Raw genomic sequence first — 19505 nt, 5'->3', positions numbered from 1 at the left:
GAATCGACACTGATGTCCAACCCGATGCCGCAACGTACCGATTACCCGCATTTCCAGCCGATCACCACACGCTGGCACGACAACGATGCCTATGGCCACGTCAACAATGTCACGTACTACAGCTTTTTCGATACAGCCGTTAACACCTACCTGATCCAGGTTGGTGGACTGGATATTCACGACGGCGAAGTGGTGGGGTTTGTCGTGAGTTCGTCTTGCGATTACTTCGCCTCGATTGCATTCCCGGACTTGATCGAAGTCGGTTTGCGGGTCGGTAAACTGGGCAACAGTTCAGTGCAATATGAGTTGGCCGTGTTCAAGGCTGGCGAACATGAAGCGTGTGCGGCGGGGCGCTTCGTGCATGTGTTCGTTGATCGGGCGTCGAACCAGCCGGTGGCCATTCCGGCCGGTTTGCGTCAGGCACTGGAGCGTCTGGCAGTTTGACAGGCAAAAAAAATCGCAGCTCGGGAGAGCTGCGATCCGGCTTTGCCTGCAACGAGGTCCGGCCTCAGTCGCGGTAGTAGCGGTGGTGTTTGCGATGACCGTAGGCATGGCCGCGACCCGGGTGATGGTCACGATAGTAGCGGCGATCATCACGACCGCGATCGTAATGACGGTCTTCGCGATTGCTCTCGTTGCCCATGTAGTTGCCCAGCGCGCCGCCGGCGCCGCCACCGGCTGCGGCGCCGATCAGGCTGCCGGTGGTGCCGCCCATGCTGCGGCCGATCACGTTACCGCCGGCTGCGCCCAATGCACCGCCAATGGCGGCTTCGCCACGGCTGTGTTTGTTGGCGCCAACCGCGCTGCCACCCGCGCCGCCCAGGGCCGCGCCAATGGTTGAACCTGTGCTGCCGCCCAAGGATTGACCGACGACCGAGCCAAGAACCCCGCCCAATGCGCCGCCCACACCGGCTTCGGTGGTGCCTCCGGCAGAGGCGAAGCCACTGACCAGGCCGAGGGACAACAAGAGAATCTGGGAGAACTTCATAGAGGAGCCTCAAAGGGATGACGGCGCGATCCTGAGGCTGTGTAACAAGGCTGACAATCGAAATCCGACGAATAGCACGACTTGTATACAATTATGCAAGTTACTGATTTATGGATGGAACTTAACCGATTTTGGCCGGTCTTTAGCTACTTCACAAAGGCCGCTTTTATGCAAAAGCGGCCTTTTTTGTGGGCGCTGAAAAAGTTGCCGTCAGGCCGATCTGGCCATGATCAATCCGTTCTCACTCGCCGCTTCCAGCCGGATTGCGATGAACTTCGACGTTGGCGTATGGCTGCCATCCCCGATGCTTTCCAGTGGCACCAGCGGGTTTACCTCAGGGTAATAGGCCGCTGCCTGTCCCGCCGGAATGTCGAATGCCAGCAACGTGAAGCCTTTCACCCGACGCTCGCGGCCATCTTCCCACAGCGACACGATGTCGGCTTTCTGGCCAGGCTTGAAGCCGAGCCGGATGATGTCCGCTTCGTTGGCGAACAGCACATCGCGCTGTCCCTTGACTCCGCGATAACGGTCGTCGAGACCGTAGATCGTGGTGTTGTACTGATCGTGGGAGCGCATCGATTGCAGGATCAGATCCGGCAGCTTGCCGGTGGCGCGGGTGCGTTCATGGATCAGGTCCTTGGGCAACAGGTTCGGCTTGAAGTTGGCCCGACCCGAAGTCGTGTTCCACTTGCGCGCGCCAGCGCTGTTGCCGAGGTAGAACCCTCCCGGGTTCTTGACCTTCTCGTTGAAATCCTTGAAGCCCGGGATGGTATCGGCGATCAGTTCGCGGATGCGCCGGTAGTCGGCCACCAGCCAGTTCCAGTCCACCGGTTTGCTGCCCAGGGTCGCCGCAGCGATACCGGCGATGATCGACGGCTCCGAGCGCATCTGGTTCGACAGAGGCTGCAACTGCCCGTTGGAGGCGTGCACCATGCTGAACGAGTCTTCCACGGTGACGGCTTGCGGGCCTTCGGTCTGGATGTCGATGTCGGTACGCCCCAGGCACGGCAGGATCAATGCATCCTTGCCGTGGGCCAGGTGGCTGCGGTTGAGCTTGGTGCTGATCTGCACCGTCAGGTCGCAGTTGCGCAGGGCCTGGAAGGTGCGCGGGCTGTCCGGCGTGGCCTGGGCGAAGTTGCCGCCCAGACCGATGAACACCTTGGCGCGGCCCTCGGCCATCGCGTGAATCGCTTCGACCACGTTGTGCCCGTTGTGGCGCGGCACCTTGAACTGGAAGCGGCGCTCAAGGGCGTCGAGGAACGCCACCGGCGGACGCTCGTTGATGCCCATGGTGCGATCGCCCTGCACGTTACTGTGGCCGCGCACCGGGCACAGGCCGGCGCCGGGTTTGCCGATGTTGCCGCGCAGCAGCATCAGGTTGGCGATTTCCTGGATGGTCGGTACCGAGTGGCGGTGCTGGGTGATGCCCATCGCCCAGCACATGATCACGTTCTTGCCTTTGGCGTACATGCGCGCCGCCTGCTCGATTTCCACCAGGGTCAGGCCGGACTGCGCGACGATCTGTTCCCACGGTGTGTCGTCGACGACACCGAGGTACTCCAGCACGTTGACGCTGTGTTCATTGAGGAAGTCGTGATCGAACACGGCCGGCGCACCGGCCTTCTGCGCATCGCGTTCCCATTGCAGCAGGAACTTGGCCATGCCACGCAGCACCGCCATGTCGCCACCCAGCGCCGGGCGGAAATACGCAGTGTTGGTGGGTTTGTCACCGTTGGTGAGCATTTCGATCGGGTGCTGCGGATGCTGGAAGCGCTCCAGGCCGCGCTCTTTCAGCGGGTTGATGCAGACCACCTGAGCGCCGCGTTTCACCGCTTCACGCAGCGGTTCGAGCATGCGTGGATGGTTGGTGCCAGGGTTCTGACCCCAGACGAAAATCGCGTCGGCGTGTTCGAAGTCGTCAAAGGTCACCGTGCCTTTGCCGACACCGACGCTTTGCGCCAGCGCTACGCCGCTGGCCTCGTGGCACATGTTCGAGCAGTCGGGGAAATTGTTGGTGCCGAAAGCGCGGACGAACAGCTGATACAGATACGCCGCTTCGTTGCTGGCGCGGCCCGAGGTGTAGAACTCGGCCTGATCCGGGCTCGACAGGGCTCGCAGGTGCTTGCCGATCAAGGCGTAGGCATCGTCCCAGCTGATCGGTTTGTAGCGATCGGTTTCGGCGTCGTACACCACCGGCTCGGTCAGGCGACCCTGGTACTCGAGCCAGTAGTCACTCTGTTCCAGCAAAGCGGTGACGCTGTGTTTGGCAAAGAACTTGCCGTCCACCCGGCGCTTGGTCGCCTCCCAGTTCACCGCTTTGGCGCCGTTCTCGCAGAATTTGACCATGCCGCTTTCCGGCGAATCGCCCCAGGCGCAGCCCGGGCAGTCAAAGCCGCCGTTCTGGTTGGTCTTGAGCATCATGCGCAGGTTTTTCAGCGCGTTGTCGCTGGTCAACCACGCCTGGGCCACGCTGATCAGTGCACCCCAGCCACCGGCAGGGCCCTTGTAAGGCTTGTAGCGCGGGACGGGTTTCTGGTCGGCTTGATGGTGTTGGCTCACGGGTGTTTCTCCATTTCTGGGCTATACACCCGCGGCGCGTTCTTCTGCGGCAGGTGGATGAGATTGAGGTTATGGCGCCGGGCCCACTGCACGGCGAGGCCGGTGGGGGCGGAGAGGCTGACGAGGGTCTGGATCCCGGCGCGCAGGACTTTCTGGATCAGTTCGAGACTGCAGCGGCTGGTGACAATCGCCAGACCGCCGGTTGTGGATATCTTTTGCCGGACCAGGCCGCCGATCAGTTTGTCGAGAGCGTTGTGCCGGCCGATGTCTTCACGGCCCAGCAGCAATTCACCGCTGGCGTTCATGAATACTGCCGCGTGCACCGCACCGCAATGCTGGCCCAATGGCTGGAAGGCGCCGATGCGCTGGCGCAGTCCTTCGAGCCATTCGACTGGCGGCAAAGGCGCGCCGGGCAAGACTTTGAGATCGGGCAGCGCCTGCTCCACCGCTTCCACGCCGCACAAGCCGCAGCCGCTGGTGCCGGCCAGTTGCCGACGCTGTTGCTTGAGATTCCAGAACGCGCGGTTGGCGATGGTCACCTGGGCGTATTGCGCCGAGCCCGACCCGGTCAATTGCAGGTCGTAAATGTCGGTGGCGTCTTCGATGATGCCGCTGCCGAGGCTGAAGCCGACGATGAAGTCTTCGAGGTCGGTCGGCGTCACCAGCATCACGGCCTGGCTGATGCCGTTGTAGGCAATCGCCAATGCAACTTCCTCGGCCAGCGCAGTGCTGGCCGACTCCGCCAGAGGCAGGTCGCTGTAGCTGTAGGTCTGACTGGCGGCGGGCGCAGGCGTTTCGAGTGCAGGCGCCGCGCAGGCCGGGCGCTTGGCGTTCATGGCATCACCGACGGATTGATCAACGTTAAGACTAGGCGCGGCAACTTGTCGCGTCTAATCGCTAGTGTCGATCTATCGATAGATGCCGTCGATCAAACGGCTGCCGGCGATTTCTGATAAAGCGCGAAACAGGCCTCGGCCAGTGCCGAACGCGGGGCGCCGCGGCGCATGATCAGGCCCAGTCGGGCGAGGGTCTGGGCGTTTTCGATCGGTTGCAAACGCAGGTGATCGGTGAGGCTGTCGAGGCCGCCGTCCAGCGGCATGATCGCGCAGCAGAATCCTCCATGAACGGCTTGTAACAACTGGTGCACGGCGTCGGTCTGCAACAGTGGCTGCGGTGTCAGGCCCCGACTGTGGAAGTTGTGGTCGATGGACTGGCGAAAATGCATGCCGCTGGTGAGCATGCCCAGCGGCAGTTCGATCAGCGCCTGCCAGCTCAGTGGAGCCTCGCCGAAGCTGAAGGAGCGCTGGTCATACAACAGGCCCATACGGGTTTCGTCGAACGCCAGTGATTCGAAACGTTCGTTGTCGAGACGATCCAGATACGACACCCCGAGGTCGATGCGGTTGTCCGCCAGTTGTTCGAGGATCTGTTCGGAACTCAGCGCCGACAGTTCGAAGCGCAACTCCGGGTGTGCAGCGTGCAGGCGTTGCATCAGTGGTAGTGGATCGAAACTCGACAGCGGGACCACGCCCAGGCGCAAGGTGCCGATCAGGTTGCCGCGACAGGCCGCCGCTTCCGCCTGCAGGCCGTCATAGGCTGCCAGTACCGTGCGCGCCCAGGCCAGCACCCGCTCGCCCGGTGCGGTGAATCCTTCAAAGCGCTGACCACGATTGACCAGTGGCAGATCGAGCTCTTCTTCAAGGCTGCGCAGGCGCATTGACAGGGTTGGCTGCGTAATGTGACAGCGGGCGGCGGCCTGGCCGAAATGGCGGGTCTCGTCGAGAGCGATGAGGAATTTCAGCTGCTTGATGTCCATCTACGCTCCGGGGCGCTGGCAAGGGTGGGCGATTCTACGCTTGCGCGGGGGCAGGGTCATTGGTCGGGCCGGAACCGGGTGGGTTCACGGTGGTCTAGGCTTGGGCGTCTGGAACTTAAATCAAGGAGTGTGCGCCATGAGTCTTTTGAGCTTTGTAAAAGAAGCAGGTGAGAAACTGATCGATCTGCTGACCCCCGGCAACGCCAATGCCAGCGAGCAGTTGAAGGAACACATCAGCAAGGTCGGGTTGGGTAACCCGAACGTCCAGGCCACTGTGGATGGCGACAAGGTGACAGTCACCGGCGAAGTGGCGAGCCAGGAAGAGAAAGAAAAGATTCTGTTGGCTGTCGGCAATATCGAGGGCGTGGGCAGTGTCGATGACCAGATCACCGTGACCGGGCCGGTCGTGGCTGCCGCACGTTTTGTGGTGGTGAAAAAGGGCGACACCCTCAGCGCGATTTCCCTGGCGGTGTACGGCAATGCCAACCAGTACAACAAGATCTTCGAGGCCAACAAGCCAATGCTCAAGGATGTGAACAAGATCTATCCGGGGCAGACGCTGCGTATTCCTGACTGATCGTCGAAACCGCAATCGTGAGCAGGCTCGCTCCCATATCGGAATGCATTTCCATTGTGGGAGCGAGCTTGCTCGCGATGAAGTTCGCGCGATCTAAAGCCCTTTGATCAACTCCCGATAATCCCCGACCGCCGCGAACTCCGCCGTGTCCTTCGGCCCCTTGCGACTGTCCGGTTCCTTCACCGCCAACAAATGCGCCACGCCGTAATCCCGTGCACTGCGCAGGATCGGCAAGGTGTCGTCGATGAACAGGCTACGTGCCGGATCGAAACCGATGTCGGCCTGCAACGCATCCCAGAACTGCGGGTTCTCCTTGGGAAAACCGTAATCGTGAGAACTGATCAACCGCTCGAAGTACGGCGCCAGTTCAACCCGCTCCAGCTTCAGCGACAGCGAATCGCGGTGCGCGTTGGTGATCATCACCACGCGTTTTCCGGCACGCTTGATCGCCGCGAGAAAGGTGTCGGCATCGGGGCGCAGGGCAATCAGATGGGCGGTTTCCTGCTTCAGTTCGCGTACCGACAACTTCAACTCCGCGCTCCAGAAATCCAGGCAATACCACTGCAACTGACCGGCATGGCGTTCGAACAACGGCTGCAACTCCATCTCCGCCATGGCACGGCTCACACCGTGCAGTTCGGCATAGCGCTGCGGCAGGTGTTCCAGCCAGAAGTGGTTGTCGAAGTGCAGGTCGAGCAACGTGCCGTCCATGTCCAGCAGAACGGTATCAATGTCGGACCACGGTAATGAAGGCATGGCAACGTCTCGAACGGTAGAAAGATATCCGACGCAAACTATCGGAAAAGCCGCGTTATAGTAGCGCGTTCACGCCAAGGAGCTTTGCATGCGCCAGAAACCTACCGTACTCGCCCGGGAAATCGTCGCCACCAGCCGTCTGTTCTGTGTCGAAGAGCTGAAGCTGCGCTTTTCCAACGGCGTGGAGCGCACCTACGAGCGGCTGGTGGGCAAAGGCGCCGGTTATGGCGCGGTGATGATCGTGGCCATGCTCGATGCCGAACACGCGGTGCTGGTCGAGGAATACTGCGGTGGTACCGACGAATACGAACTGTCCCTGCCCAAAGGGTTGATCGAACCGGGTGAGGATGTGCTGGCGGCGGCCGAGCGTGAGCTCAAGGAAGAGGCAGGCTTTGGTGCACGGCAACTGGAGCACCTGACCGAGTTATCGTTGTCCCCCGGCTATATGAGCCAGAAAATCCAGGTGGTGCTGGCCAGCGATCTGTACGAAGAGCGACTGGAAGGCGATGAACCGGAGCCGATGCGGGTGGACAAGGTCAACCTGCGGGATCTCTCTTCATTGGCACAAAATCCGCAATTTTCCGAAGGTCGTGCCTTGGCGGCGTTGTACCTGGCCCGCGATCTGCTGACCCAGCGCGGCTTTTTCCAGTCATGAGTGAGATATCAATGAATTTTCCCCATCCGATGATGGCACCGGTGGTTGAACTGGCGATGCGGGCCGGTGAGGCGATCCTGCCGTTCTGGCGCGCCGATGTGGCGGTTACCGCCAAGTCCGATGATTCGCCGGTGACCGCGGCGGACATCGCCGCGCACCATGTGATTGTCGCCGGCCTGACGGCCCTGGACCCGAGCATCCCGGTGTTGTCCGAAGAGGACGCCGGCATCCCGCAAAGCGTGCGCGCCGGCTGGCAGCGCTGGTGGCTGGTGGATCCGCTGGATGGCACCAAGGAGTTCATCAGCGGCAGCGAGGAGTTCACCGTCAATATTGCCTTGATCGAAAATGGCCGGGTGGTCTTTGGCGTGGTGTCGATGCCGACCAGCGGGCGTTTCTACGTCGGCGGAGCGGGGTTGGGGGCCTGGCGTGGCGATAAGGGAGGCACGCCGGTAGCGATTCAGGTGCGTGACGTGCCTGGCCCTGGCGAAGCCTTTACTGTGGTCGCCAGCCGCCGTCATTCCAGCCCGCAACAGGAACGCCTGCTGGCCGGCTTGAGTGCAAGCCTTGGCGAGTTGCAACTGGCCAACATCGGCAGTTCGCTGAAGTTCTGTCTGTTGGCCGAAGGCGCGGCGGATTGTTATCCGCGACTGGCGCCGACATCCCAGTGGGACACAGCGGCCGCGCAGGGCGTGCTGGAAGGCGCGGGTGGCGAGGTGCTGGGTTTGAACGGTGAAGCGTTCTGCTACCCGGCGCGGGAATCACTGCTGAACGAGTTCTTTTTGGCGCTGCCGGCAAAAGCCGCATGGCGCGCGAAACTGCTTGAACTGGCCCGTTCCTGAGCACATTTGCTTGCCTCAGCGGTGCAGCACGTACTGGCCGCTGAAGGTCACAGCATCCTCATCGCTGCCCGCATTGACGATCCGCGTCTGCAGGGTCAATCGAGCCCGCCCGTAACGCTGATACATCGCCAGGAATTTCTTCCACACCGCCGCACCCGGTGCCGGGCAGATCGCGATGGCATCGCCGGTCACCGGCAGCGGATAACTGATCTGTCCTTCCTGAATGACGATGTGTCCGTCGTCGATACCTTCTTCCTTCAAACGCAGGTGCAGCCAGCCCCAGCCGGCCAGCACCGCACCGCAATACAGACTGCCGCCGAACATGGTGCTCTTGTGATTGACGTTGGCCTCAAGCGGCAAGTGCAGGCGCAGTTGCTGTTCGTGCCAGTCGAGCACCTTGAGGCCCATGTCCCGGGTCAGCGGGATGTCGTGATGGAGGACGGATTCAAGATATTGGCTGTCGTGCTTCATTCGGATTCGTCTCCATGGTTGCTGCTGTCGGCGAAGTTCAGACCGTGCTTGCGCAGTTTGTCGTGCAGGGTCTTGCGCGGAATGCCCAGGGCTTCGGCGAGGCTGCGCACCGAGCTGTGCGAGCGGGCCAGCTCGGCGGCGATCAAGGACTTCTCGAATTGTTCCACTTGCTCACTGAGGCCTGCGCTGGTGACTTCGACGGTCGCGCTGCCGTCGTCGGGTCGAGAGTTGTCGAGCGCCAGTTCCAGGCCGAGGGCGAAACGCTCCGCCGCGTTCTGCAATTCCCGCACATTGCCCGGCCATGAGTGACGCAGCAGCAACGCCCGTTGTGCCGGTTGCAGTTCATGGGGCGGCAAACCGTGTCGGGCACTGGCTTCGTCGGCATAGTGCTGGAACAGCACCAGAACGTCCTCACCCCGTTCGCGCAGCGGCGGAATACGCAGCGGTGCCACGTTGAGCCGGTAATACAGGTCCGCACGGAAGCGGCCTTGATCGGCGGCCTGGCGCAGGTCTTCCTTGGTCGCGGCGATGACGCGTATGTCCAACGGGATCAGCTGATTGCCGCCCAGGCGTTCGACGACCCGCTCCTGCAGCATGCGCAGCAATTTGACCTGCACGTCCATGCTCATGCTCTCGATTTCATCGAGAAACAGCGTGCCGCCATTGGCGAATTCGAACTTGCCGATCCGGCGTTTCTGCGCGCCGGTGAAGGCGCCGGGCTCGTGGCCGAACAGCTCGCTTTCCACCACCGATTCGGCCAGCGCGCCGGCATTGATCGCCACGAAGGGACCGTTACGCCGGCTCGACAGGTCGTGCAGGGCGCGGGCCACGACTTCTTTGCCGGCACCGGTTTCGCCGAGGATCAGGACGTCAGCCTTGGTCGCGGCCAGCGCACCGATCTGCTCGCGCAGGCGCGCCATCGGGGCCGACTGGCCGACCAGTCGAGCGCTCAGTTCATTGCGGTCGCTCAGGGCCATGCGCAGGCTGCGGTTGTCCAGCACCAGGCGCCGCAGGGCCAGTGCGCGGCGCACGCTGTCGAGCAGGGCGTCGCTGGCGAAGGGCTTTTCGAGAAAATCATAGGCTCCGGCACGCATGGCCTGCACGGCCAGCGGCACATCGCCATGTCCGGTGATCAACAGCACGGGGAGTTCGGGATCCTGAGCATGCAGTTCGCTCAATAACTCAAGACCGTCCATGCCGGGCATGCGGATGTCGCTGACCACCACCCCGGGCCAGTCACGCTCCAGTTGCGCGGCCAGCCCCTTGGCTTCGGACAGCGGAAGGATTTTCAGACCGGCCAGATCCAGCGTCTGGCCGAGGGCCTGGCGCAGATGCGGATCGTCGTCGATCAGCACCACCTGAATGCGGTTGTCGATGGTCATGCACTTCGATCCTCGGACGGTTGCAGGCTGACTCCGGGCGCGCCGGCGCGCAGCCGCAGGGTAATCAAGGCACCGCCTTGCTTGTGGTTGGCGAACGACAGTTCACCGCCGAAGGCGCGCATCAGGGTTTCGCAAATGGCCAGGCCCAGCCCCAGGCCCTGCGTGCGGGTCTTGGTGGTGTAAAACGGCTCGCTGGCGCGGCCCAGCGCTTCCATGCAGAAGCCAGGGCCGTTGTCGCGAATGTACAGATTGACGCCTTCGCCGGTGGATTCGGCACTCAGCCACAATTTGCGCGGCGGACCTTTCTCGGTCAGGGCATCGAGGGCGTTGGCCAACAGATTGCCAAGGACCTGACGCAATCGGGTTTCTCCGGCCTCGACCCACAGCGTCGCGGCGGGCAGGTCGCGGATCAGCTCGACGTCCATGCTCCGGCGTCGTTTGGCCAGCAATGCCAGGGCATCGTCCAGCGCCGGCTGCAGGGCCACGCTTTCCGGGGCATGGCGATCACGGCGGGCGAAGGCGCGCAGGTGAGCGATGATCGAGGCCATGCGCCCGGTCAGTTCGCTGATCAGTTTGAGGTTGCCGCGAGCATCATCGATGCGCTGATGATCGAGCAGCACTTCGGCGTTTTCCGCGTAACTGCGGATTGCCGCCAGCGGCTGATTGAGCTCGTGGCTGATACTCGCCGACATCGTCCCGAGCGCCGACAGTTTGCCGGCCTGTACCAGATCGTCCTGGGCACGCACCAGTTCCTGCTGTGCCTGTTCACGCTCCAGCACTTCCTGTTTCAGGCGCCGGTTGAGCCCCTCCAGATCGCTGGTGCGTTCGGCGACCCGGCCTTCGAGCTCTCGTCGCGCCTTGGCCTCGAAGGCGATCCGTTCCAAATAGTGGCGGCGACGCTGCATCAACAGTCCCAGCAACAGCATTACCACCAGCAGCGTGGCGCCGCCGACAGCCACAACGGTGCGCACAGGACGGTCGATCAGCGTGCGCGGAGCGAGAATACTGACGCTCCAGCCGGTTTCTTCGATTTCCCGGGTCTGGGTCAGCCAGGCGGTCGGGCTGAGATTCAGCGGGCGCGGCGAACGGGTCGGATACGGCTGTATGGCGGTGATCGCCGAGCGTTCGTCGTCGTTCAGCGGGCGAGTCGAGCGGAATCGCCATTCCGGGCGCGATGTAAGGATGACCACGCCATTGTGATCGGTCACCAGCAATTGCTCCGGGGTTTTGCCCCACAGGCTTTCGGTGTGGTCCAGATCGACCTTGATGACCAGTACGCCAATGATTTTTTCGCCATTGCGCACGGCCGCCGCAAAGAAGTAGCCGCGCTTGGCGGACGTCGTGCCAAGGCCGAAGAAGCGCCCCAGCCGCCCGGCCATCGCCTCGTTGAAGTAGGGCCGGAACGAGAAGTTGCGCCCGACGAAACTGTCATGTTTGTCCCAGTTAGAGGCTGCCAGTGTCTTGCCGCTGGTATCCATCAGATACATGACTTCGGCGCCGGTCTGGGCGGCAATGTTTTTCAGCAGGCGATTGGCGTTGCCCTGTGTGACACCATCGTCCGGTGCACCGATGACCGCCCGCAGGGCCGGCAGGTCGCCGAGGATCTGTGGCAGTACTTCGTAGCGATGCAGGGTGCCCAGCAGGTTGGCGACGTAGAGGTCGAGGGTCTGGCGATTCTGACCGATCAATTCGCTGCGGTAATAGCGCTCGGCCAGATGCTGCAGCGGCCACAGCAACGGCGCCAGACAAAGGGCCAACAAGGCGAGACTGCGCCAGCGGGGGCGGCGGGGAACGGTTGGAGTCATGAGCATCGGGCGCCTGGGAGTACAGGCGCATTATGCCTAGGCCTGAAGCACTTCAGGAAAAGACGTCGGCATCCTTGAGCAGCGCCCCAGCCTGATCCTTGGCCGACAGTTTCGGGGCTTCGTCCAGTTGCCAGTCGATACCCAGGTCCGGGTCGTCCCAGCGAATGCTCCGTTCGGCGGATGGGGTGTAGTAATCGGTGGTCTTGTAGAGGAACTCGGCGAATTCGCTGAGGACCACGAAACCGTGTGCGAAACCTTCCGGTATCCACAGTTGGCGATGGTTTTCTGCCGACAGCCGTACCGCCACCCATTTGCCGAAATGAGGCGAGCTGCGACGGATATCGACGGCTACGTCGAGCACTTCGCCGACCGTGACGCGGACCAGTTTGCCCTGGGTGTTTTCCAGTTGGTAGTGCAAACCGCGCAGGACGCCTTTCTGCGAGCGGGAATGGTTGTCCTGGACAAACTGCGTGTCCAGACCGGTCGCTTCCTGAAAAGCCCTGGCGTTGAAGCTTTCATAAAAGAAGCCGCGCTCGTCACCAAATACCTTGGGTTCGATGATCAGAACACCGGGCAAGTCGGTGGTGATTACATTCATGAATATTTTCCGGTGGCAGGTTGGATGGGCGACATTCTTGCGCAAAGTGCCGATGGGCGCGAGTGCCGACTTGCAAATACGTCGTGCGCGCGAGGCCGAAAGGGACGGATGGCAGGGGGTTGCTTATCGCCTGAAGCGATGGCGATATAGGCGCCTAATAAAATTTCAGGGGTCGTTCCATGTCGTTCGCCACGTTGATTCATCGCGCCAGTCTTCCCGGCCCACAGGTCACCGCCGAGCAGGCGCTGCATGTGCTGGAGCAGCATTACGGGTTGAACGGCAGGCTGCAGGCGCTGGGCAGCCAGCAGGACCTCAACTATCGCGTGGACAGTGAGCGTGGGCGGTTCGTGCTGAAGATCTGCCGGGGCGACTATTCACTGGTGGAGTTGCAGGCCCAGCACGCCGGCCTGAAGTATCTGGCCGAACATGGCGATGTCCACGTTCCCCGGGTCATCCCGGCCAATGACGGCCAGGACCTGTTGTCGCTGGAGATCGACGGTGAAGCGGTGCATGTGCGGCTGCTCGATTACATCGAAGGTCAGCCGCTGACCGCGCTCGATCATCTTGGCCACGAAGTCGTCGCCGGATTCGGCCGACTCTGCGGCGAAATGGATCTGGCCCTGGCCGGGTTCGACCATCCGGGACTTGAGCGCACCTTGCAGTGGGACGCGCGCCACGCCAGCGCACTGATCGAGCATCTGCTGCCGGTGATCGGGGATCAGCACCAGCGCGCACTGATCACCGAGGCCGCCGAGCAGGCCGGGCGCCGTCTGCAACCCTTGCTGGATAAGCTCCCGGTGCAGGCGATCCACATGGACATCACCGATGACAATGTGGTCTGGCAGCGTGATGCACGGCGGCACTGGCAGTTGCAGGGCGTCATCGATTTCGGTGACCTGGTGCGTACATGGCGCATCACCGACCTGTCCGTCACCTGTGCCGCGCTGCTGCATCACGCCGCAGGCGATCCGTTCGTGATTCTGCCGGCGGTACAGGCCTACCACGCGGTGAATCCGCTGCGAAACGAGGAATTGCAGGCGCTGTGGCCGCTGATCGTGATGCGGGCGGCGGTGCTGGTGCTCAGTGGCGAGCAGCAAGTCGCCATCGACCCGGGCAACACTTATAGCCGCGACAACCTGATCCATGAGTGGGAGATTTTTCGGGTTGCCACGTCTGTGCCATTGGCATTGATGGAAGCGGCGATCCTCTCGGCGGTCGGGCAGACGATGCCGGCCATCGACAGTGAAGGTTTCGCACCGTTGCTGCCGGATCTGGTCGGGCGCGAATTCGCGTTGATCGATCTTGGTGTGTTGAGTGCGCACTTCGAGGCGGGCAATTGGGAGCAATCGGGGATCGATCAGCGGTTGCTGGACGAGGCTGCCGTCATTCATGGTCTTGCCGCCAGTCGCTATGGGCAATACCGGTTGTCCCGCACCCGGCCTGACAGCGCCGTGGAACCCGAGACGTTCCCGCTGCACGTCGAATTGCGTGTGCCGCAGGGTACCGCAGTGGAAGCGCCGTTCGCCGGTGTACTGCATTTGTCAGTCGATGGCGCGTTGCGACTCGACGGCCCGCAACTGAGCCTGCGTCTGTGGGGCGTGACGCCGTCGTTGCAGGGTGGTGCGGCGCTGGTCAAAGGTCAGGTGTTTGGATCGGTGGACGGGCCGCTGATTGTGCAATTGGTTCGCGATGCGCATCTGGAGGTCCCGCTGTTCTGTACACCGACGCGTGCGTTGGTGTGGCAAATATTGGCACCATCGCCGGCAGCACTGCTGGGCCTGGCCTGCGACGCCGAGCCGGAGCTGGACGCGAAAACCCTGCTGGCCCGCCGTGACGCCAGTTTCGCCCGTACTCAAAAACACTATTACGTCGACCCGCCGCGTATCGAACGCGGCTGGCGCAATCACCTGATCGACATGCAGGGCCGCTCCTACCTCGACATGCTTAATAACGTCGCGGTGCTGGGCCATGGTCATCCGCGCATGGCGGCAGTCGCGAGCCGACAGTGGTCACTGCTCAATACCAACTCGCGATTCAACTATGCGGCGGTCGCGGAGTTTTCCGAGCGCTTGCTGAAACTGGCGCCGCAAGGCATGGACCGGGTCTTTCTGGTCAACAGCGGCAGCGAGGCCAACGACCTGGCCATTCGCCTGGCATGGGCCTACAGCGGTGGGCGCGACATGCTCAGCGTGCTCGAGGCCTATCACGGCTGGACGGTCGGCGCGGATGCGGTGTCGACCTCGATCGCCGACAACCCGCAGGCCCTGAGCAGCCGTCCGGACTGGGTGCACCCGGTGACCGCACCGAACATCTATCGGGGTGAATTCCGTGGCCTCGATTCGGCACCGGACTATGTGCGCAGCGTCGAGCATCATCTGGCGAAAATCGACGCACAGAAACGCCAGTTGGCCGGATTCATCTGCGAGCCGGTCTATGGCAACGCGGGCGGGATCTCGCTGCCGCCGGGCTATCTGAAGAAAGTCTATGAACTGGTGCGCGCCCGGGGCGGCGTGTGCATCGCCGACGAGGTGCAGGTCGGTTACGGGCGCATGGGCCGCTTTTTCTGGGGCTTCGAAGAGCAGGGCGTGGTGCCGGACATCATCACCATGGCCAAAGGCATGGGTAATGGCCAGCCGCTGGGCGCGGTGATCACCCGTCGGGAGATCGCCGAAGCGCTGGAGGCCGAGGGTTATTTCTTCTCGTCTGCCGGTGGCAGCCCGGTGAGCTGCCAGATCGGCATGGCGGTGCTTGATGTCATGGAAGAAGAAAAGCTCTGGGAAAACGCCCAGGTCGTCGGCGGGCACTTCAAGCAGCGGCTGGAGGCGTTGATCGATAAACATCCGCTGGTCGGCGCGGTTCACGGATCGGGGTTCTATCTGGGGGTCGAACTGATCCGCAATCGGCAGACCCTGGAGCCGGCGACCGAAGAAACCACGTTGCTGTGCGATCGTCTGAGAGAGTTGGGAATCTTCATGCAGCCGACCGGCGATGACTTGAACATTCTCAAGATCAAACCGCCGATGGTCACGTCCCGGCAGAGCGTGGATTTCTTTGTCGACATGCTGTCGAAGGTGCTGGAAGAAGGCCTCTGAGCCTACAGAGGGCCGATTAATGTCGATTTCTATCGGCATTAATCGGTAAAAACAAAAACTGTCATTTGTTTTTAGCTTTTAAAGTCGATATTTATCGTTTATAAAGTCATCATCGTCCGTCGTCCAAACCTGTTCGGCGCATTGAACAACCTCGACCGTTCACTGGAGTCCTGATCGACATGACCACCTTGAAAAGTACCCCACGCGCCGATGGCTTCTACATGCCGGCCGAGTGGGCGCCGCACACCCAGACCTGGATGATCTGGCCCGAGCGTCCGGACAACTGGCGTCTGGGCGGCAAGCCGGCGCAGGCCGCTCATGCTGCGGTGGCCAAGGCCATCGCACGTTTCGAACCGGTGACCGTGGCGGTGTCCGCCGGCCAGTACGAAAACGCTCGTGCGCGCCTCGACGTGCCGAATATCCGCGTGGTCGAGATGTCCAGCGATGACGCCTGGGTTCGCGACAGCGGCCCGACGTTCGTGATCAACCACAGCGGTGAAGTGCGCGGCGTGAACTGGGATTTCAACGCCTGGGGCGGTTTCGACGGCGGTCTGTATTCGCCGTGGAATCGCGATTCCCAGGTTGGCGGCAAGATTCTCGAGATCGAGCGCAGCCCGCGTTATCGCACCGAAGGCTTCGTGCTGGAAGGCGGTTCGATTCATGTCGATGGTGAAGGCACTGTGATCACCACCGAGGAATGCCTGCTCAACCGCAATCGCAACCCGCACCTGGGCCGCGAAGAAATCGAAGCGGTGCTGCGCGACAACCTGTCGGTGGACAAGATCATCTGGCTGCCGGATGGCCTGTTCAACGACGAAACCGATGGTCATGTGGACAACTTCTGCTGCTACGTGCGTCCGGGTGAAGTGCTGCTGGCGTGGACCGATGATCCGCAGGACCCGAACTACCCGCGCTGCCAGGCTGCGATGAAGGTGCTGGAAAGCAGCACCGACGCCAAGGGCCGCCCGTTCACAGTGCACAAGATGCCGATCCCGGGACCTTTGTTTGCCACCGAAGAAGAATGTGCGGGCGTGGACCCGGTGGACGGCACTCAGGAGCGCAACCCGAGCGTGCGTCTGGCCGGTTCCTACGTGAACTTTTTGATCGTCAATGGCGGCATCATCGCGCCAAGCTTCGACGACCCGATGGACGCTCCGGCCCGGGAGATCCTGCAGAAGCTGTTCCCGCAGCACGAAGTGGTGATGGTGCCGGGCCGCGAACTGTTACTGGGCGGCGGCAATATTCACTGCCTTACCCAACAGCAACCCGCGCCGCACAAAGAGTGAGTGCGGATGTAACAGCTTGAGTTGATTGGAAAATCGACCGGGCAGTCATTTGTTGCCCACGCTTGAAGAGAAACCCGCAGCCCGTCAGGACTGCGGGTTTCTTTATGTCCGCTGGTCGACAATCGGCAGACATTGGCATAGCTCTTGTATCGCTCATGACGCACTAGGGAGGGGGGAGAACTTCAACAGTTCTGTCATAAACCTTGGATAACTTAGCCGCTCACGAACGGGGAGAGAGCGCTGACATGAACGCCGAAGTGAACGTAATCAGCGAGCGGACGTTGCATCCCATGGCTGTAAATAGTGAGTCGCTCCAGATTGTCGCGCACTGGTTGAAGTCCAATGGAACGCGTCAGATCAGGGAACCTGATCCGCGCCGGATGATGATCGAGCGTTACCCCGCTGGCCTGTTCAGCGAGGCCGAACTGGACGCACTTTGGGATGTGATGGAAGGATAAGAAGAACAGACAGGGATTGTAAAAAGCGCTGCCGGGATGGCAGCGCTTTTTTTATGGGCGCGAATCAGAAGCTGTAAGTGCCCGTCATGACCAGGCTGCGCGGCGTGCCCGGCTGGATCTGGAAGGCGCTGGTGGCCGAGGCGTAATACTCGCGGTCGGTGATGTTGTTCAGCGCCGCACGCAGGTCCCAGTCCTTGTGGCGGTAGCCGACCAGCGCGTCCCAGCGACCGTAACCCGGTAACACCGTGGTGTTGGCGTTGTCGGCGTAACGCTGGCCGACCAGGGTCAAACCGGTTTCGCCGTACCAGCCCATCTCCGGTTTCCAGGTCAGGAACAGGCTGCCATTGTGCTTGGCCACGTTGTTGACGCGCTTGCCCTCAAGACCGTTGTTGTCCTTCTCGATGGTCGCGTCCTGTACGCCGATGCCACCGCGCATGTACCAGTTACCGACGATCTTGCCGGTGCCGGTCAGTTCGATCCCGCGCGAGCGTTGCAGGCCACTGAGTACGGTCAGGGTCGGGTCGTTCGGATCGGTGGTGCGACGGTTGTAAAGCTCCAGCTCGTAGATCGCCAGAGTGGTGCTCAGGCGATCGTCGAGCCAGTCGCTCTTGACCCCGATTTCTTTCTGTTTGGTCAGCTCCGGGCTCAGGTCGTTGGTGTTGCCCGTCGCGCCGGGGGTGATGCCGATCAGACCGCCACCGACCGGCGAGAAGGTCTTGGTCCACGACGCGTAAAACGAATGGTTCTGCAGTGGCGTCCAGACCACGCCGAAACGCGGGCTGGTGCTGTGACTGTCACGGTCTTCGGAAATGTTGCGCAGCTTGTTGGTCGACTCGATGTCGAAGGTGTCGTAGCGCAAACCGGCCAGCAATTGCCATTGATCATTCAGGCGCAGTTGATCCTGAACGTAGATCGCACGACTTTCGACTTCGGTGTGGCTGCTGCTCGACACCTGCATGCGCCCGGTGTGGCGCAGGTCGCGGTCGGGGTTGTACAGGTCCAGCGACGGCACCGGCTGAGTGCCCCGGCCGGTGGCCGCGTTGTACAGCGTCGGGTCGCGGCGCTGGCTGCCGGTTTCGATCCCGGTCAGCAGACGATGCTCGAGGCCGAAGGTGTCGAAGCCGCCTTCCAGTTCGACGTTGTTGTAGACGTTGCGGGTGGTCAGGTCCTGTTGCCAGTGCTGGCGGGTGACCTTGTTGGTCTTCGCGTCGAAGCCGGTGAGGTAGGTATTGTCGAAATCGCTGTCGAGCTTGAACACGCCGAGGGTGTGGCGCAGCTGCCAATTGTCATTGAGTTCATAACTGAGCCGGGAGCGCAGGGATTGCGTCTTGTCGTCGATGAAGTCGTGATCGTTGCCGTAAGTCGTGTCCCGACCGACGTCGGCCGGGCGCCCGCCAATTCCGGGAATGCCGCGATCCGGGGTGCGGTTGTTGCGGCTGTATTCGTATTGCACCAGCCAGTTCAGGTCAGGGGTCAGTTGCCAGCTTATCGACGGCGCGAACAGTTTGCGGTTGCCGCTGACGCCGTCACGGAAGCTGTTCTCGTCCATGTTGCCCATGTTCAGGCGCAGGCTGATGTTCTCGTTCGGGTCGGCGCTGAGGTCGGCGTACAGACTGCGCAGGTCCTCGCTGCCGCCTTGGGCCTCAATGGTCGAGCGGCGGCCGGCCTCGGGTGCCTTGCTGACACGGTTGACGATCCCGCCCTGGCTGCCGCGGCCGTACAGCACGGCTGCGGGGCCCTTGAGCACTTCTACGCGTTCGATGTTGTGCAGATCGCGCTTGTACTGGCTATCGTCGCGGATGCCGTCCAGATAGAAGTCGTTGCTGGCATCGAAACCACGGATGCGCAGGCTGTCGAAGCGTGTGTCGCCTCCTCCGCTGACGTTGGGAATCCCGCTCAGGGCGTCTTCGATGTCATTGATGCCGTAGTCCGCGACGTTGGCGGTCTTGATCGAATCGATCGCCTGGGGCACATAGCGTACCGGGGTGGAGGTGCGGGTCGCGGTGCTGCTGACCTTCACACGCGGATCATCGATCTGCGACTCGACGCTGATCGAAGTGGCGGGAAGCTCGGTCGCGGAGTAAGCGAAACCGGAGGACAAAAAGGCAGAAAGCCCAAGCGTGACGGGCGTGAGACGGAACGGGGCAGGCATTGAAAAGCGCATCCGAAAGGGTGGAAGAATTCGAGCGCGCGAATGGTAATGCTTTGCATTTGCTGCCGTTA

General features: G+C 61.8%; 17 protein-coding genes. 7 read left to right on the top strand and 10 right to left on the bottom strand.

Going from position 1 to position 19505, the window contains the following annotated elements; translation table 11 throughout:
* The first annotated feature begins 12 nt into the window (after positions 1 to 12).
* Positions 13 to 444 carry an acyl-CoA thioesterase gene (locus BBF94_RS04175; protein ID WP_065257784.1) on the top strand — a complete coding sequence of 144 codons (432 nt, stop codon included), beginning with the start codon at positions 13 to 15 and terminating at the stop codon, positions 442 to 444.
* 64 nt (positions 445 to 508) lie between these two features.
* Here the strand turns inward: BBF94_RS04175 and BBF94_RS04170 are convergent, their stop codons facing one another.
* The 4 genes from BBF94_RS04170 to BBF94_RS04155 form a co-directional block, all read right to left on the bottom strand.
* Positions 509 to 988 (bottom strand): glycine zipper domain-containing protein, encoded by a 480-nt coding sequence (locus BBF94_RS04170; RefSeq protein WP_065257783.1) that lies wholly within the window; start codon positions 986 to 988, stop codon positions 509 to 511.
* A 210-nt stretch (positions 989 to 1198) separates the two neighbouring features.
* Positions 1199 to 3547: an FdhF/YdeP family oxidoreductase gene (locus BBF94_RS04165; protein WP_065257782.1), complete on the bottom strand. Its 2349-nt coding sequence runs from the start codon at positions 3545 to 3547 to the stop codon at positions 1199 to 1201.
* Positions 3544 to 4383 carry a formate dehydrogenase accessory sulfurtransferase FdhD gene (fdhD, locus tag BBF94_RS04160; protein ID WP_065257781.1) on the bottom strand — a complete coding sequence of 280 codons (840 nt, stop codon included), beginning with the start codon at positions 4381 to 4383 and terminating at the stop codon, positions 3544 to 3546. The genes BBF94_RS04165 and fdhD overlap by 4 nt, the downstream gene beginning before the upstream one ends.
* 92 nt (positions 4384 to 4475) lie before the next feature.
* Positions 4476 to 5363: a LysR family transcriptional regulator gene (locus BBF94_RS04155; RefSeq protein WP_065257780.1), complete on the bottom strand. Its 888-nt coding sequence runs from the start codon at positions 5361 to 5363 to the stop codon at positions 4476 to 4478.
* A 136-nt stretch (positions 5364 to 5499) separates the two neighbouring features.
* Between BBF94_RS04155 and lysM the strand changes: the two genes are divergently transcribed.
* A complete protein-coding gene (lysM, locus tag BBF94_RS04150; protein ID WP_065257779.1) occupies positions 5500 to 5940 on the top strand; it encodes a peptidoglycan-binding protein LysM in 441 nt (146 codons plus the stop codon).
* A 93-nt stretch (positions 5941 to 6033) separates the two neighbouring features.
* Here the strand turns inward: lysM and yrfG are convergent, their stop codons facing one another.
* On the bottom strand, positions 6034 to 6696 hold the full coding sequence (yrfG, locus tag BBF94_RS04145; protein ID WP_065257778.1) for a GMP/IMP nucleotidase: 663 nt from the start codon (positions 6694 to 6696) through the stop codon (positions 6034 to 6036).
* 88 nt (positions 6697 to 6784) lie between these two features.
* Here yrfG and nudE point away from each other — a divergent pair, with 88 nt between their 5' ends.
* The gene (nudE, locus tag BBF94_RS04140; RefSeq protein WP_065257777.1) at positions 6785 to 7351 is read left to right on the top strand and encodes an ADP compounds hydrolase NudE; all 567 of its coding nucleotides are present in this window, start codon (positions 6785 to 6787) and stop codon (positions 7349 to 7351) included.
* Between the two features lie 5 nt (positions 7352 to 7356).
* Positions 7357 to 8190, top strand: coding sequence for a 3'(2'),5'-bisphosphate nucleotidase CysQ (cysQ, locus tag BBF94_RS04135; protein ID WP_065257801.1), 834 nt, complete (start codon positions 7357 to 7359; stop codon positions 8188 to 8190).
* A gap of 15 nt (positions 8191 to 8205) precedes the next feature.
* Here the strand turns inward: cysQ and BBF94_RS04130 are convergent, their stop codons facing one another.
* Genes BBF94_RS04130 through rfbC form a run of 4 tightly spaced genes read right to left on the bottom strand, consistent with a single transcriptional unit; the run spans position 8206 to position 12446 of the window.
* Positions 8206 to 8661: a YiiD C-terminal domain-containing protein gene (locus BBF94_RS04130; protein ID WP_065257776.1), complete on the bottom strand. Its 456-nt coding sequence runs from the start codon at positions 8659 to 8661 to the stop codon at positions 8206 to 8208.
* The gene (locus BBF94_RS04125; RefSeq protein ID WP_065257775.1) at positions 8658 to 10043 is read right to left on the bottom strand and encodes a sigma-54-dependent transcriptional regulator; all 1386 of its coding nucleotides are present in this window, start codon (positions 10041 to 10043) and stop codon (positions 8658 to 8660) included. The genes BBF94_RS04130 and BBF94_RS04125 overlap by 4 nt, the downstream gene beginning before the upstream one ends.
* A complete protein-coding gene (locus BBF94_RS04120; protein ID WP_065257800.1) occupies positions 10040 to 11848 on the bottom strand; it encodes a sensor histidine kinase in 1809 nt (602 codons plus the stop codon). The genes BBF94_RS04125 and BBF94_RS04120 overlap by 4 nt, the downstream gene beginning before the upstream one ends.
* Positions 11849 to 11900: 52 nt before the next feature.
* Positions 11901 to 12446, bottom strand: a complete 546-nt coding sequence (gene rfbC / locus BBF94_RS04115) for a dTDP-4-dehydrorhamnose 3,5-epimerase (RefSeq protein ID WP_065257774.1) — start codon at positions 12444 to 12446, stop codon at positions 11901 to 11903.
* Positions 12447 to 12625: 179 nt separating this feature from the next.
* Between rfbC and BBF94_RS04110 the strand changes: the two genes are divergently transcribed.
* The 3 genes from BBF94_RS04110 (at position 12626) to BBF94_RS04100 (ending at position 17282) form a co-directional block, all read left to right on the top strand.
* Positions 12626 to 15538 (top strand): aminotransferase, encoded by a 2913-nt coding sequence (locus BBF94_RS04110; RefSeq protein ID WP_065257773.1) that lies wholly within the window; start codon positions 12626 to 12628, stop codon positions 15536 to 15538.
* Between the two features lie 179 nt (positions 15539 to 15717).
* A complete protein-coding gene (aguA, locus tag BBF94_RS04105) occupies positions 15718 to 16824 on the top strand; it encodes an agmatine deiminase (RefSeq protein ID WP_065257772.1) in 1107 nt (368 codons plus the stop codon).
* 245 nt (positions 16825 to 17069) lie between these two features.
* Positions 17070 to 17282, top strand: coding sequence for a hypothetical protein (locus BBF94_RS04100; RefSeq protein ID WP_065257771.1), 213 nt, complete (start codon positions 17070 to 17072; stop codon positions 17280 to 17282).
* A gap of 64 nt (positions 17283 to 17346) precedes the next feature.
* On the opposite strand, the gene BBF94_RS04095 is transcribed toward BBF94_RS04100, so the two are convergent.
* Complete coding sequence (locus BBF94_RS04095) at positions 17347 to 19434, bottom strand: TonB-dependent receptor (RefSeq protein ID WP_065257770.1); 2088 nt, start codon at positions 19432 to 19434, stop codon at positions 17347 to 17349.
* Positions 19435 to 19505 lie beyond the last annotated feature (71 nt).

This window comes from Pseudomonas bananamidigenes (assembly GCF_001679645.1).
Taxonomy (GTDB): Bacteria; Pseudomonadota; Gammaproteobacteria; order Pseudomonadales; family Pseudomonadaceae; genus Aquipseudomonas; species Aquipseudomonas bananamidigenes.
This window is presented reverse-complemented; position numbering and strand designations above follow the sequence as displayed.